This is a genomic window from Methylobacterium sp. J-001 (assembly GCF_022829565.1).
Lineage (GTDB): Bacteria > Pseudomonadota > Alphaproteobacteria > Rhizobiales > Beijerinckiaceae > Methylobacterium.
In genome coordinates this window covers 14301-28057 of sequence record NZ_JAKSYN010000226.1, presented here as the reverse complement: position 1 = coordinate 28057, position 13757 = coordinate 14301, and the positions used below count along the sequence as shown (strand labels likewise).

15 protein-coding genes and 1 tRNA gene are annotated in these 13757 nt (G+C 61.8%); 5 read left to right on the top strand and 11 right to left on the bottom strand.

From position 1 onward, the window contains the following. Positions 1-340 precede the first annotated feature (340 nt). The 5 genes from MKK65_RS29495 to MKK65_RS29475 all read right to left on the bottom strand — a co-directional run bounded on the left by MKK65_RS29495 (position 341) and on the right by MKK65_RS29475 (position 3145). Positions 341-889, bottom strand: coding sequence for a hypothetical protein (locus MKK65_RS29495; protein ID WP_243961746.1), 549 nt, complete (start codon positions 887-889; stop codon positions 341-343). Between the two features lie 411 nt (positions 890-1300). Then, entirely contained in the window at positions 1301-1696 is a 396-nt protein-coding gene (locus MKK65_RS29490) for a hypothetical protein (protein ID WP_243961745.1), read from the bottom strand. 15 nt (positions 1697-1711) lie between these two features. Further along, complete coding sequence (locus tag MKK65_RS29485) at positions 1712-2272, bottom strand: hypothetical protein (RefSeq protein WP_243961744.1); 561 nt, start codon at positions 2270-2272, stop codon at positions 1712-1714. 223 nt (positions 2273-2495) lie between these two features. After that, positions 2496-2759: a hypothetical protein gene (locus MKK65_RS29480; protein ID WP_243961742.1), complete on the bottom strand. Its 264-nt coding sequence runs from the start codon at positions 2757-2759 to the stop codon at positions 2496-2498. A 227-nt stretch (positions 2760-2986) separates the two neighbouring features. Beyond that, positions 2987-3145 carry a hypothetical protein gene (locus MKK65_RS29475; protein ID WP_243961740.1) on the bottom strand — a complete coding sequence of 53 codons (159 nt, stop codon included), beginning with the start codon at positions 3143-3145 and terminating at the stop codon, positions 2987-2989. A gap of 129 nt (positions 3146-3274) precedes the next feature. On the opposite strand from MKK65_RS29475, the gene MKK65_RS29470 reads away from it, so the two are divergent. The 3 genes from MKK65_RS29470 to MKK65_RS29460 are packed head-to-tail and all read left to right on the top strand — an operon-like array spanning position 3275 to position 4823. Continuing rightward, the gene (locus MKK65_RS29470; protein WP_243961739.1) at positions 3275-3727 is read left to right on the top strand and encodes a hypothetical protein; all 453 of its coding nucleotides are present in this window, start codon (positions 3275-3277) and stop codon (positions 3725-3727) included. Further along, on the top strand, positions 3724-4482 hold the full coding sequence (locus MKK65_RS29465; protein ID WP_243961738.1) for a hypothetical protein: 759 nt from the start codon (positions 3724-3726) through the stop codon (positions 4480-4482). Before MKK65_RS29470 ends, MKK65_RS29465 begins: the two co-directional genes overlap by 4 nt. Before the next feature lie 53 nt (positions 4483-4535). Next, positions 4536-4823 (top strand): hypothetical protein, encoded by a 288-nt coding sequence (locus MKK65_RS29460; RefSeq protein ID WP_243961737.1) that lies wholly within the window; start codon positions 4536-4538, stop codon positions 4821-4823. A gap of 329 nt (positions 4824-5152) precedes the next feature. Here the strand turns inward: MKK65_RS29460 and MKK65_RS29455 are convergent. The 5 genes from MKK65_RS29455 to MKK65_RS29435 all read right to left on the bottom strand — a co-directional run bounded on the left by MKK65_RS29455 (position 5153) and on the right by MKK65_RS29435 (position 9711). Next, positions 5153-5242 (bottom strand) — tRNA-Ser (locus MKK65_RS29455). A gap of 136 nt (positions 5243-5378) precedes the next feature. After that, positions 5379-7646, bottom strand: coding sequence for a glycogen debranching protein GlgX (gene glgX / locus MKK65_RS29450; protein WP_243961736.1), 2268 nt, complete (start codon positions 7644-7646; stop codon positions 5379-5381). A 303-nt stretch (positions 7647-7949) separates the two neighbouring features. Continuing rightward, on the bottom strand, positions 7950-8288 hold the full coding sequence (locus tag MKK65_RS29445) for a DUF6883 domain-containing protein (RefSeq protein ID WP_243961735.1): 339 nt from the start codon (positions 8286-8288) through the stop codon (positions 7950-7952). Between the two features lie 4 nt (positions 8289-8292). Continuing rightward, positions 8293-8532, bottom strand: coding sequence for a DUF4926 domain-containing protein (locus MKK65_RS29440; RefSeq protein ID WP_243961734.1), 240 nt, complete (start codon positions 8530-8532; stop codon positions 8293-8295). Positions 8533-8739: 207 nt separating this feature from the next. After that, positions 8740-9711, bottom strand: a complete 972-nt coding sequence (locus tag MKK65_RS29435; RefSeq protein ID WP_243961733.1) for an ABC transporter substrate-binding protein — start codon at positions 9709-9711, stop codon at positions 8740-8742. Between the two features lie 628 nt (positions 9712-10339). On the opposite strand from MKK65_RS29435, the gene MKK65_RS29425 reads away from it, so the two are divergent. Then, positions 10340-10618, top strand: coding sequence for a helix-turn-helix transcriptional regulator (locus tag MKK65_RS29425; RefSeq protein ID WP_243961748.1), 279 nt, complete (start codon positions 10340-10342; stop codon positions 10616-10618). Positions 10619-11385: 767 nt separating this feature from the next. Here MKK65_RS29425 and MKK65_RS29420 read toward each other — a convergent pair. Continuing rightward, positions 11386-11985 carry an acyltransferase gene (locus MKK65_RS29420; protein WP_243961732.1) on the bottom strand — a complete coding sequence of 200 codons (600 nt, stop codon included), beginning with the start codon at positions 11983-11985 and terminating at the stop codon, positions 11386-11388. 357 nt (positions 11986-12342) lie between these two features. Between MKK65_RS29420 and MKK65_RS29415 the strand changes: the two genes are divergently transcribed. Continuing rightward, complete coding sequence (locus MKK65_RS29415) at positions 12343-13725, top strand: discoidin domain-containing protein (protein ID WP_243961730.1); 1383 nt, start codon at positions 12343-12345, stop codon at positions 13723-13725. The last annotated feature ends 32 nt before the right edge of the window (positions 13726-13757 follow it).

Sequence of the window (13757 nt, the reverse complement as noted above, 5' to 3'; positions counted from 1 at the left end):
GCCCAGCCGCGCGGGGCTTTCTTGTTGGCGCGAGGCATCCTTCAATTGGGGGATGCGACTCAGCTTCACGGACAGTTATTCGAGGGGCTCCCAAGCTCAATGGCCACTTAGCCCGCCCGGTTCGCCGGCGCGGGCTTTTTCATGGCCCGGGCTTTGCCATGGGCGTCGGCTCGTCGAATGAGACCGCGAGCCAACTTGCGGCGCGCCCCGTCAGGAGCGCGCCGCACCTTCCGCGGTACCGAGTAGATGCTGGGGTGGCGGATGGAGAGGGCGGAGGAGCCTTCTCAGTCTCAACAGCTGCCACTATAGATGGGCCGATATTCCGGCCCGTTCGACACTTCTAACTCTGGAAATCGAATAGCAGGGCCGACGCATTGGTGCCCGTGCCGGTCGTGCCGCTTGCTCCGTAGCTTGCGCTACTCGACTGAGAAGCCTGAAGCTGTTGGATAAAGGTCGAGAGCAAGTCGCTTGCGGAAGAACCGCTGGATGACGTGCTGCTGGCGGAACTCCCGGAGGCATCGGTCCCTGGGGGCGGTCCGGGCGGAGGGCCTGGAGGCGGCCCACCAGCCCCGGACACGTCGTCGGCATCCGAGCTCGTAGCGCCGGCAGTCTGGGTCGATTTGCCGTGACTGGCGAACAGGTTCTTCAGCTCCGTAGCTTGGTCGCTCGTGAGGCTGCCGCTGCTGACCTGATCTGAGATCAAGCTGTCGATTCGATCCTTCATCGCCGACGGATCGAGCTTGATGTTCGCGGCGCTACCGCTCGACGCCGAGGATGTCGTGCCTGAAGACAGGCTCGTATCAATCGAGCTGAGAGCACTCGTCAGGGCAGTGGCATCGGTGCTGTTCAGAGTGCCGGCCGTCAGCTCGCTGCTGATCGTGTCGGTCATCCGAGCCTTGCCGGAGCCCTGGGGCGGCGGCGAAGGTCGCTGCGCATAGAGCTGTGAGGTTGTGCTGGAAGAGATTGTACTCACGGAAACGCTCGACATACGGAACTGCCGGAAACGCCCGGCGGCGGCCCCGTGTGCAAATTACCCACGCGTTTCTTAAATCCTCGTTTCGCTCCCGGGCAACTGCCTAGCGCCACTCAGTACCGCGGGCCAAATCGCGTACTGACTCAACCTCCTGCGCCCCACCGGCGGCGACGACGAAGGCGAGGGCGGCGAGGGCTGTGCGCATGGCGGGAGGATAATGAGAATGTGGCTCGCGTCGAGTTGCCTCGCGCCCAAGTCCACGAAGCAAAAAGAAAAGCCGGCCTTGCGGCCGGCTCGGTTTGAATCTCAGCGCCCCTCCTACGAACCTTAGGCTGCAGCCTTCAGTTCGTGGCGATCAAGCCGCACATTGTCGTTTGCTGCCAGACGGTAGGCAGCCTGGTAGGCCTCAGCCCTGCTCTTGTCCGCAAAAACTCTATCACCGAGTTCGGTATAGATGCTTTCAATCGCAGACATTACGTAAGCGAACTGTCCATCGTTCAGGGCGAACGCAGCCTGCAGCTTGTGAAAACGGTTTCTAAAGCCTTTTAGCTTAAAGCCGATCAGCTTCTCGCCACTCGCGTCCTTGATCAGAGTCAAGAACTCGTCGACACGTTCATAGAGGTTGAACTCGTCCTTCTGGACGTACTCAAGGCAATCGGAATCGCCATAGTAAATCGCCGCGGGCTCATACGAGCCAGCGGGAGCTGTATCGAAATTGCTCATGCGGCTTCTTCCTATTTACCAGCAGCGGTGCGCATAGCGGTCCGCATGCCCTACAGGTAGGGCATGTTCCGGCTTTTCGCCAGCCACTGGTTCGATCCTGGTGACAATGCCGTCTATGCCGTTAACAGGTTCTTGTAAAGATGCAGCGAGTCGCACCTGAACTGTCAGAACCGCAGCACTCGGCATCAGCAGTACCGACATCGGGCACACCATGGCGCTACTAGAGTCATACTGAAGAGTTGCGGCAGGTTTGAGAACATAAACCAAAACCGACGAGCCATCATCTTCGTTGTTGTGTGGCCTTTTGAGCCCGCGGAAGCAGGCTTTGGCGGCCTTTAGGGTCGAATATGTTGGCTCAAGACCACCCCGAGTTGCATACGAAGCGTTGTTAATCGGCGGAACCCGACCAACGAGATGCGCCCAAGCCATGAACAAAGGCGTTTGGCGCCAATTCGCGCGTCCGTGGCCGGTGATATCAGCTGAGAAGCCAAATCGAAGGACTCGCTCCCTATCTTCAGGGCAGGGGGCCTCAATCACCGGCGGATCGCGCCGGTGCGAATTCGAACCTGTGGTCATCGGTTGGTCGCCTAAAGAGCTTTCATCCTCGCTACGGATGCAACCGCACAAGGTCAAGTCTCGGATATCGAGCTGGGGTTAACAGCGAACGTTGGCGGAACGAATTGGGGTATACGTAGAACACTCACCTGCCTGGAGTTGCAGGCTTCCGCAGCCGCACCCCCGGGCCCCTCGCCGTTCTCCTCGATGAAGATGACGCTGACGACCTGCACGGCCCGCAGCGTCAGTGGATCGCGCTACCCCAGGGTGCTGCGAATGATGCCATGCCCTCTTCTTCGACGACCTCGTTGAAGGCTCCGTAGGCATCTTGGCTGCATTGGTAGGCGGCATCCCAGGTGGTCGAGCCGCCGAGATGATCGACCACCTCCAGTTGCCAGAAGTCGTCGGTGCCGGCCAAGCGATAGATCTTCACGTCCACGGTGATGCCGTCGCGCGTCACGCGGCCGGAGAGAGGGGAGAACTCTAGCTCGCGATCCTGATCACTCACGGCCGCCTCCGTTCGCATCGTTTCGTTGAGTTAAGACCGATCCTCTTCAGTGGGGCCATCGGTGAAGCCGTCGGGGCTCAGCAAGGGTACTCCGGTCCTGAACACCTCGTACTTGCGACCGATCGCGTCCAGGAGAGGCCCGTCTGCCAGTAGGGTGAAGAACCGATCTATCTTGGCAGCAACTAGCATCAGCCGACCGCGATAAGCAGCATCGGACTCGGGCATGCTCATTTCAAATAGCCCTTCGCCTTCAGGTGCTCGGTGAGGAGCTTTTCGACCAGCGAGGTGAGCGAGCGCTGATCCTCCTTAGCGGCGGACTCGGCCGCCTCCTTGAGGGCAGGATCGATGCGCAGATTGACCTGCGCCGTCTTTTTTCGCTGCTGCATGTGTAGACAGTGTCTTGACGCCAGCCGTGTATAGACACTATACAGACAGCGGCTTGCAGCAGCAAGTGGCCCGCCGAGGTGTTGGAGCACCGCGACGGGCCTGACCATCAACGCCTGGGATCTTCGCCAATGGCTACTCACGCCCATAGCACACGCACGCCCTTATTACCCCAGTCCGGCAACCCGCGCCCCTTATTAGGCCAGGGGCTCGGCCGGCAGCTGGGCCCCGTCTCCCGGGCCATTCGAGCCTGCCGCGAGATCGACCTCGCCGACCAGGCCATCACCGAGATCCAGATCGGTCTCGACAGCTTCTTCGCCGATGCCGACCGCCAGCGCGTCCGCGAGCTGCGCCGCCGGATCGCCGATCGGATCGAGGCGGACCTGGCCTTATTAGATGCCCTCGACGGCGATGCTGACCGCGAAGCCACCGCTCTGGAGCGGGCTGGCCGGGGCTTCAGATCTTCCGGCCACGATGACGCCGAGGATAATTACGATGCCGAGGGCCTAACCGACGACAACGGCATCGCCGACTTACACGCGATCTGCGAGCAGGGCTTCTCTAGCTACGGGGGCTGCTTATGAGGAGCCCAGCCAATCGCCGCGGTTTCCTTCGCGGTTTCGCCCTCGCCTCGGCTGCGACTGGATCCGGGATACTCAGCCTCCCTGCGCCGGCAGCTGCAGCAACACCTCATCCCGATGCCGAACTGATCGCCGCCGCGGCAGAGGTCGAGCGGACAGACGCTGCGTTCAAGGCTGTCTGCAGCACCAGACAGGCTGCCTACCGTGCGGCTCGGGCTGATCACGGCATCGTTCCGATCGCTCTCGTCCTGAACGACGAAGAGAAGCGCCTCTTCCGCCACTGGAACTTCGGCATGCCGGGGGATCCGCCATACCCACGGATGCGTCCGCGAACTGCACCGGACGGATCCTGGCGCAATCCTGATTTGGCATGGAGTGGACGGGGCCTGCGCATTGTCATGGCCCGGGTCGTCGAGCGCTTTGGCCGAGCGGGTCGAACACCGCACCTTCTTCGCCGCTGGCGGCAATTGCTGCCAGTCGCGGATGCTCATGACGAGCAAGTCGGTCAGGCTCAGGCGCGGCACCGAGTTGCCGAGCTGAACACCGCCGAGAAAAAGGCCGAAGCGGCTTGGCGTGCCGCCCGTGAGCGGGTGCGCACCATGACAGCGACGACGCCGGACGGGCTCGCGGTGCACGTCCGCATGTTCGAGGAGATGTACCGGGAGAACATCCCGGAGCACTACCTGCCGCTGTTGCTGAGCGCCGCCAATCTCTCAGGGGTCAAGCTCAAGCTGCGTGAAATGGAGGGCTCGGCATGACGGAGTCGGCTCACACCACGCGCCTGCGGCTGGCAACCTAGGACGGTCGCCGCGTGGGCCGGATCAGCAAGGCGCGGCGGATCAAAGCCGCTCCTGCTGGCGAGGTGGCACGTCTCTACCGTCATCTCGCTCGGGTACGGGCCGAGGCTGAGGCAGCGCTCGCGCACGCCGAGCGGGCCGAAGCATTGCTCAGCAAGGCGTTCAACATCGATTGCGGGGAGGATCGGGAGATGACGCTGGCTATGATGCGGCACGTCTTCATCGAGGCCGGCCTCGCCTATCGCTTCCGCGGTCTCATCCGAACGATTCAGATGGCCGAGGAGGGCACACTATGCGCCTGACAGCAGGCAGTGCCGATCGATCCAGTCCATCATCGGGGCGACGGAGAACCGCCATAGGATCTCTAAAGCCCACGCCCGCTGACCTATCGCTATCGGGGGTGGAGAGCGATCACCGCGGGCGTGGGCTGCCGAGAGGAGACCCGACAGCTAAGGTTAGCCCTTGCCGGTCATGACCATCAATCGTCGAAAACGCACCCAACCCGCCAACTGGCTGGTTCTCACGAACGCCGCTCACGCATCCCGTGCGGGCGGGTTGTAGGTTTCATTGTCAGTAGGTTGGAAATGAAAACCGCTAACTTGTTGCAGAGTAACGGTTTTTGCGGTTCAAATGGCGGAGGGAGCGGGATTCGAACCCGCGATACGGTTTCCCGTATACACACTTTCCAGGCGTGCGCCTTCAACCACTCGGCCACCCCTCCGGCCGCGGACAGGGCGCCCGAGCGCAATGCGCCGGGCGCGACCAGAGCCGCGCGGTGGGGTGCTGTTAGCCGGGTGCGTCGCCCGGCGCAAGGCAATGGTGCCCGGGCGGGACGAAAACCGTCCCGCCCGGGTGTTTTACGCCTCGGGGTCGAGGTGGAAGTGCACGCTCTCAACATTGGCCCGCTCGAAGGCCTGCATCACGTGCTGGTAGGAGCGCTCCATCTCGGTGGCGTCGTCGCCCGGGGTGTCCTCGGGCTTCAGCACGAACATCAAGAGCGAGCGCCCGGTCACGTCGTAGCCGGTGCCGAACTTGAAGCTCTCCACGTCCTGGCTGTCGGGCAGGTTGGTGTCGAGGAGCCGGGTCCAGGCGATGCCGTTGGGCGATTCCGGCAGGGTGAACGTCACCAGGTCGTGGTGGGCGTTGAACATGATCAGCAGCGTCGCGTCGCCGCCGCGGCGATGCAGGCCGGTGGCCTGGGCGCGCCCGTCGAGCTGGACCGCGAAGGCCTTCGCCTCCCCCTCGGACCAGTTCTCGCTGGCCATCTCGCCCCCATCCGGGCGCAGCCACGTCACGTCCTTGACGCCGAGTTCCTCGTCGTACTGGCCGGTGAGGAAGCGCCCGCGGCTGAGGATCGGCAGGGCGTTGCGAAGGATGACCAGCCGCTGGGTGAACTCGGCCAGGTCCCGCTGCTCGTCGCCGATTGCCCCCCAGTCGAGCCAGGAGACTTCGTTGTCCTGGCAATAGGCGTTGTTGTTGCCGTTCTGGGTGCGGGCGAACTCGTCGCCCGCCAGCAGCATCGGGGTGCCGCGGGATAGGAACAGGGTCGCCAGCATGTTGCGCATCTGGCGCAGCCGCACCGCCTTGATCTCCGGATCCTCAGTCGGTCCCTCGACGCCGTAATTGTACGAGAGGTTGTGCGAGTGGCCGTCGCGATTGCCCTCGCCGTTCGCCTCGTTGTGCTTCTCGTTGTAGGCCACCGTGTCGTGCAGGGTGAAACCGTCATGGGCGGTGAGGAAGTTCACCGAGGCCCAGGGCTTGCGGCCGCGCTTGTTGAACTTGTCGGCCGAGCCCGAGACCCGGGCGGCGAGGTCCGGGAGCAGGCCGGGATCGCCCCGCCAGTAGGCGCGCACGTCGTCGCGGAACCGGTCGTTCCACTCGGCCCAGCCGGGCGGGAAGCCGCCGACCTGATAGCCGCCCGGGCCGCAATCCCACGGCTCGGCGATGAGCTTGACGTTGTTGAGCACCGGGTCCTGCCGGCAGGTATCAAGGAAGCCGCCGCCCTCGTCGAAGCCGTAGGGCTCGCGGCCGAGGATGGTGGCGAGGTCGAACCGGAAGCCGTCGACCCGCATCTCGGTGGCCCAGTAGCGCAACGAGTCGGTCACGAGCTGCAGCACCCGCGGATGCGACAGGTTGAAGGTGTTCCCGGTGCCGGTGTCGTTGATGTAGTAGCGCGGCTCGCCCGGCATCAGCCGGTAGTAGGAGGCGTTGTCGACGCCCTTGAATGACAGGGTCGGGCCCTTCTCGTTGCCCTCGGCGGTGTGGTTGTAGACCACGTCGAGGATCACCTCGAGGCCGGCGCCGTGGAAGCGCGAGACCATCTCCTTGAACTCGGAGAAGGCGAAGTCCGGCACCGCGGCGTAGCGCCGGGCGGGGGTGAAGAACGAGATGGTGTTGTAGCCCCAGTAATTCACCAGGTTCTTCTGCTGCAGGTAATCGTCCTGCACGAAGGAATGCACCGGCAGCAGCTCCACCGAGGTGACGCCGAGGCTCTTGATGTAGTCGAGCACGTCCGGGGTGCCGAGCCCGGCATAGGTGCCGCGCAGCTTCTCCGGCACCCGCGGGTCGAGCTTGGTCATGCCCTTCACGTGGGCCTCGTAGAAGATCGTCTTCTCCCACGGCACGTTGGGCTTGCGGTGCCGGCCCCAGGTGAAGGCCGGGTCGATCACCCGCGAGCGGCGGTTGAACGGGGCGCTGTCGCGCTCGTCGAAGGTCAGGTCGTCGCCCGATTCCATCTGGTAGCCGAACAGGGCCGGATTCCAGGTGATCGAGCCGACGAGACCCTTGGCGTAGGGGTCGATCAGCAGCTTGTTGTGGTTGAACCGGTGGCCGGCCTTGGGCTCGTAGGGGCCGTGGACCCGGTAGCCGTAGATCGTGCCGGGGCGGGCATCCGGCAGGTAACCGTGCCAGATCTCGTCGGTATATTCGGGGAGCTCGATCCGCTCGATCTCCTGCTCGCCCTGGTCGTCGAACAGGCAGAGCTCGACCTTGGTGGCGTGGGCCGAGAACAGGGCGAAATTGACGCCCAGACCATCCCAGGTGGCGCCGAGGGGATAGGGCTGGCCTTCCTGGATGCGCGTGCGGGTCGCGCGGGCCTGTGAAGCAGGACGTCGGGAATCAGACATGGACACTCCGGAACGCGACCCGCACGGCCACGTGCCGGTGCGGGGAGCGTCCAGTGAACGTGCTGGCAACGGCGAAGCTCCCGCGGTGCCGCAAAAATCGCTGCCGTCTTCGTCCTGTGGGGCTCATGCCGCTTCGATGAGTGAAGCCGCCTTCGCCGCGGCGGGCGCGGGTGGGCGGCGGGATCAGGCGTAGGGAATCCTCGATCTCGTAGGCCTGTTCATGAGCGGTCCGTCGTGGACGGATGCACGGATAACGATGGAATTCCGCTCAGCCTCGAAGTCGCAAGCTCAGATCGGGCAAGCTCAGATCGGGTATGCGGTCACGAGCGCTATGAAGGCACCATCGTCGACAAGCTTCCAGACGGATCTGATACGATGACTCGATCCGTCGGGCATCTGCATCGTCCCTTCGTAGATGTATTTGGTGACAAACCTATTCTCGGCTGCACGGGAAAAATTGTCGCTTCGGCCGTGATCGAGAAGCGCAGCGATGAAGGGGCGGGGATCCTCGCGTGCAAAACCGCGGGCGAGAAAAAACGCGGCTTTTGGCCCACCTTCGTCATGACCCACGTCGAGGAGATAGCCGCCGATCTTGGCGTCCGGGATGCAGGGTACCGGCACCCGGCCGCCCGGACGTGGCATCGCGTCAGGCTGCCTCGAGAGCTTCGGCTGGAATCGTCGCGTTGCCGATGACCGGGCGTGCGAACTCGACCTCATAGGCCTCGCCACCGGCATAGACCTCGACGATCGTTCCACGCGATCCGGCGGCAACGGGAAGCCCATCGTCCGTCACCGTGTCACACAGGGTTACGACCACGCTCAGCTCTGAAAAGAGCGGCTTAACCTCGGGGTCGCGGCGCAACGTGTGCATCGTCTCGAAGGACATGAGCCAAATCTGGCGTACAGCCGGGTTGTCCGCAAGCCGCCCGCCCCCGACGAGCGCAGAGTTTTGCCGGTGCAGAGGGATGGCAACCCGGCTTCAAAGTCATGGGAAGCCGCGGGTGACAGCATCCCGCCGGCACGTCCGGACGCGCATCAAGCGTGCACCGTCGGCCCGCTTCCGACGGGTCCGTCCATGCCGAAAGCAGGCCGCTTAATTCGCGGCCGCCGCCTTGAAGCTGCGGTCGAGCACCCGGCTCACATCGAGCCGCTTGCTCAGGATCCCGTAGCGCGTGGCGCGATCCGACGCCGCCTGGGTCTCCTGCACCACGCCGTCGTCGATCCCGATCGGGCTGGATCGCTGGGCGCCGTAGGCCGCGCGCAGCACGTCCTCGGGCATCCGGGTCAGCGCGGCGGTGCTCCTGGCATAGATGTCGAGATGGTCGAGGGACCACAGCCGGGCCTTGTTCAGGCGGTCCAGCAGGTCCTGCACGGCGGCGCGCTTCTCGGCGATGGCGCTGTCGGAGGCGACGATGAACGTGAGGGTCGGCGTCAGGCCCTCGCCATCGGCGATCACCCGGGCCTTGTCCTTCAGGGTCGCGAACGAGACGTAGGGCTCCCACACCGCCCAGGCATCCACCGAGCCGGCGACCAGGGCGACCTTGGCGTCCACGGGGTTGAGGGCTGCGAAGGTGGCGTCCTCCAGCCTGATCCCCGCCTTCTCCAGGGTCGCGTCGATCAGGAACTGGCCCCAGCCGCCGCGGGTGCCGGCCAAGCGCTTGCCCCTGAGGTCAGCGGCCGAGCGGATCGGCGAATCCTGGCGCACCAGGATCGCCTGCGTTTTCGGGTCCGATCTGGTGCCGCCGATCGCCTTGATCGGGGCGCCGGCCGCGTAGGCGGTGAGCAGGGACAGGTCGCCGGTATAGCCGACATCGAGGGCGCCGGCATTGAGCGCCTCCAGGATCGGCGCGGCGGCGGGGAATTCCGACCAGGCGATGGTGTAGGGCAGGTCCTTTCCGTAGCCGGAGATCTCCAGCAGCGAGCGGTTGCCGCCCTTCTGGTCGCCGACCCGCAGCACCACCGGCTCGGCCGCGCGGGACGGGACAGCCGCCAGTGCGAGGGCGGCGGCGAGCCAGGCGGCCGCGCGCCGACGGGTAAGGCGGGGGGCGTGGGAGCGGAGGGGCATGGGGCCTGTCGTGTTGCCCGGCGTCGCGTGCGCGAGCGCGGTCCGGCGGAGCGGCCAAGTCTATGGACGTGCCCCCCGCAGGCAAGGAAACGGTGATCTGTATTGCGGGCGCTTCGGGTGAGGGTGTTTCGCGCGAGCGGCCGCTGCGAGAAGTTCGGCCTCGTTGCGGCGGTCTGAACGGTCTGGGGCTTCGACGATCGGCTGGAGCACGAAGCGTCCGAGGCCGTCGCGGCAGGGGGCTTCGGGGCACCTAAGGACGCTGCTTGCTGGCCGAGCGCGGTGGCTGCGTCCCGATCGCGGAGGCGAGGGACCGGACGACCGCAGCCGAGACCGTATGCGCCCGCACTACGACAGTCCATTACTGTCCTAAGTAAAATATACCAGCAATCCGATTGCGCACAAGGGGACAACCGGGTCCGCCGCCTATTACCCGCCGCCAATCCAGTCCGGGTCGCATCAGGCGAGGCAGCTGAACCACCGTGACCGCGGGCGTCGACAGACACGAGCTGAGGCAGATCATCGCCGGCCTGACCGAGGGCGTGATCCTGGTCGAGCCGGACCAGACGATCACCTGGGCCAACGACGCCGCCCTATCGACCCCGCCGCCGCCCCGCTGCCGGACCCGGGGGTGCTGCAGGACCTGTTCGGCTTCACGCCGGCCGAGGCGGCCCTGGCCACCGACATCCTGGCCGGGCACGACCTCGCGGCGAGCGCGGCCCGGCGCCGGATCACCGTGCACACGGCGCGCGCGCATCTGCGCCGCCTGTTCGAGAAGACCGGCACCAACCGGCAGGCCGAGCTGATGCGCCTGCTCCTGCTCCTGCTGTGCCCGCTCCCCGTCCCGGCCACCGCCGAAACAAATCCCCAGCCGACACGATTTTCAACGCAGTATCGCTCAAATGAGTGATGCGCGAACCGTAGAATAAAACGACGCTCACATCCGTCTAATATCGAATCACGTTAATATTCATAGCGGTGGATAGCACGATATGCTTGTCTCGATCTTGAGATTCACTCGAATCCGGCGCGCGGCTGCGCGGACCTACCGCGTCCTCTCGGCGCTCGACGATGACGCGCTGTGCGATGTCGGCCTGGACCGGCGCAACCTGCGCGCGTTCTGCGACGCCGGTTACCGCCACCCGGCGGCACCCGGTATAAGACCAAGTCGGGCGCTAGTTGTGATGCAGTCTGCAATGCTCAGACCGAACCTCGGCTGACAGCTCCTTGCGCGACAAGCGGTACAGCAACCTACAATATTGGGAGTTCGGCCCGATCGATCAAACGCCGAGCTTTCATTCGCAGTCGCTGCGTACCATTGGACGATGCTAGATATTAGACCTTACCTCGAACCCATTAGCAAACCGATCCCACAGATCATCAGGCATCGCTGAAGCGTTCCATTGAGCGAGCTTGCCCTGATTATCAAGATAATAAAACGTCCGATCTACAACGTTGACTGCAATTCCGCGTGGACGGATATTTTCGGGATTGGGAGCGGATCCAGGCTCTGTTCCCCTGTAAAAGCGAACAAGCGTCATTTGCTCACCGAGATTTCTCAACCACGAACCCATTCGATACCCTCGTCAAATCGCATGAGAAGTCTTGAACTGTCGCATCCAAAACATCGATACAGCGATCGACCGACCTCGATGATTTTTAGACGAAAGAGAATTATTAAAGCAACTCAGTGCGCCATGTCACATTCGATCGAATTATTCTAGCTGGCACGCCTGCGGCCATCACATTGGCTGGAAACGTCCCGCGCACCAGCGAATGCGCACCGATGAATGATCCATCGCCGATCGTCGTGCCCTTCAAAACCGTCGATCTCGCGCCGATCCACACACGATGACCAAGCATAATAGGCCGTGCAGGATTGATACGCGCGCCGGTCTCCAAGTCTATCACTGAGTGCATATCGCTGACGGAAACGGTAACCTCGTCAGCAATAAGACAGTTGTGTCCAAAAGTGACTTCCGCCGGCTCATGCGTAGATATTTGGGCGCTGCCGACAAATGAGGTAAACTCTGCGACAATTAATTTTGTCGGAGCTACAATATGCATTCTAGCTTTGGCCAATCGCACGTGATCGCCAATATGGACTACGGCATCTGACCCACAATGCAAATAAATATCGTCACTGTTAGAGTTCTTACCGATAATCACATGGCTGTTATCACGCTCAAAAAAAATTGTTCCATTTTGGGTCTCGAGAAAGTCATCAGACGTATCAATTTGGTTATTGCGGCCGCGGTCAACGATTTTGATTGGCATGCTCGATCAATTCCATCTTACGCAATCTAGCGCGAGCCACAACGATGATGCTGCATCGAGGGACCGAGCGCTAAACTCCATCGACAGTCACGCCAATATCGCATCGGTTCGAGAGCCTTGTCCATCCGGCGCGGATCAGCCGGCTCTCGACGCCCCCACCCCTCGACCGGTGTAGCAGGCTACCGTAGAGACACCTGCCATGGAGCTGAACGCTCGGATCACCCTTTTGCTTGAATGCGGGCCGGTCCCGCGACAACGATCGCGCTCGTGGTAGAAGGCTTGAACTTGCAACACCCAAGCTCCAGGGCGTGTGGTTGTCGGCAGGCAGTTAGGCGAAAAGGCACGGAACACACGTTGATGTCTATGGGACCTGTATACCGTCAAAATCTGATCGACCTGATGCAGGGCAGCTCATGGCAAGCTGTCAATCAAGACGGTTCCTTGCAAGCAGAAATAAACCCATCCAGTTCCTGGCGGAAGATCGACCTCGGCCTTCGGTTTCCAATCCATTCTATACAAATAGACTCATCAAACCCGAGACCAACCCAGAAGGCGTTCAACGATATCGTTGCATTCTCGGATGACGGCGAGACGTGGTCGCATCCTGAGATAATCCCGCCAGTCGGCGGGGAGGATGGCGCGCTGTCGATGGAGTTTGTTCCGGGCGAGACGAGCTGGACACGCTATATCCGACTCGAAGTAGGGCTGAATATCGAAAGCGCCGTGCGTATCTGGAGTGAGCGCGCCAGTTTCGATCTTATCGCGCTGCGCAAGCTTCTCGACGCCGATTTTGATATCGTGTCTGAGCGTCCAGGTCTCGATGTTTACAGAGCTTACAGATTTTTGAGCAGCCCAAATCAAAAAAGTCTAACTCTTGTCGGCATCGATCTCTACGAGAACGGCGCCTTCGGCAATTTCATTATCCAATGCTTGCTCGCTATCGGCATCTGCCGCGCGCTTAAACTTAAATATATTAAACTCTCGATCATGGACAGGAGTGAAGTTCTTGATATAAAACATCCTGTTGATATAGGTGGCATAACCTTCATACCATCGACAGACGCACTTCCTGATGACGGTTATTTTTTGTCTGGGATGTTTTTTGACGTCAAAGTACAAAAACTGTCACAAGATCTTGAGCAAAAAGAATCCTGGCACATCATAACGAACTATATTCACCCGTTGTTTAATCGCTTGCCTGCCAAGTTTAGTGAGAAGCCGCGCGATCAATTGCTCATCCATATCCGCTCCGGCGATATTTTCAGCACTTGGGTCGCCCCTCATTACCCCCAGCCACCCCTAGCCTTCTACAAATTAGTCATTGGCCGCCTCCTCGCAGAAAATCGAATTTCATCAATTAAGATGGTCTTCGAGAACCGTCTCAATCCGGTTATCACCGCCTTAGAGGCATATATCTCTGAAATTGGAATTCCGTTAACAACTCAGAGCGGTACTCTAGCAGACGACGTCGCAGCGCTAGCGAATGGGCGTTACTTAGTGTTTGGCCTTGGAACCTTCGGGCCAGGAGTTTGTCATCTTTCAGAGCATGTTGAGCAAGTCTTTTATTTCGCGTCCGGCTGGCCTCAACACTTTCGTGGCATTCCAACTATTGGGACCATCATCGAAGTACTTGATGTGGCGGGTGCGTACACCAAAGTTGGAGAATGGGACAACTCGTCGGAGCGTCGGCAGTTGATGCTTGACTACCCGCTCGAGAACCTCGCCTTCGACGACGCCTGAACGCCCTCAGGCGACGCGCCTTGCCGTGGTTT

Coding starts and splice junctions, on each gene's coding strand:
- MKK65_RS29495 (WP_243961746.1), bottom strand. CDS start 889: ATGACCGACACGATCAGCAGCGAGCTGACGGCCGGCACTCTGAACAGC.
- MKK65_RS29490 (WP_243961745.1), bottom strand. CDS start 1,696: ATGAGCAATTTCGATACAGCTCCCGCTGGCTCGTATGAGCCCGCGGCG.
- MKK65_RS29485 (WP_243961744.1), bottom strand. CDS start 2,272: ATGACCACAGGTTCGAATTCGCACCGGCGCGATCCGCCGGTGATTGAG.
- MKK65_RS29475 (WP_243961740.1), bottom strand. CDS start 3,145: ATGCAGCAGCGAAAAAAGACGGCGCAGGTCAATCTGCGCATCGATCCT.
- MKK65_RS29470 (WP_243961739.1), top strand. CDS start 3,275: ATGGCTACTCACGCCCATAGCACACGCACGCCCTTATTACCCCAGTCC.
- MKK65_RS29465 (WP_243961738.1), top strand. CDS start 3,724: ATGAGGAGCCCAGCCAATCGCCGCGGTTTCCTTCGCGGTTTCGCCCTC.
- glgX (WP_243961736.1), bottom strand. CDS start 7,646: ATGTCTGATTCCCGACGTCCTGCTTCACAGGCCCGCGCGACCCGCACG.
- MKK65_RS29445 (WP_243961735.1), bottom strand. CDS start 8,288: ATGCCACGTCCGGGCGGCCGGGTGCCGGTACCCTGCATCCCGGACGCC.
- MKK65_RS29440 (WP_243961734.1), bottom strand. CDS start 8,532: ATGTCCTTCGAGACGATGCACACGTTGCGCCGCGACCCCGAGGTTAAG.
- MKK65_RS29435 (WP_243961733.1), bottom strand. CDS start 9,711: ATGCCCCTCCGCTCCCACGCCCCCCGCCTTACCCGTCGGCGCGCGGCC.
- MKK65_RS29420 (WP_243961732.1), bottom strand. CDS start 11,985: ATGCCAATCAAAATCGTTGACCGCGGCCGCAATAACCAAATTGATACG.
- MKK65_RS29415 (WP_243961730.1), top strand. CDS start 12,343: ATGTCTATGGGACCTGTATACCGTCAAAATCTGATCGACCTGATGCAG.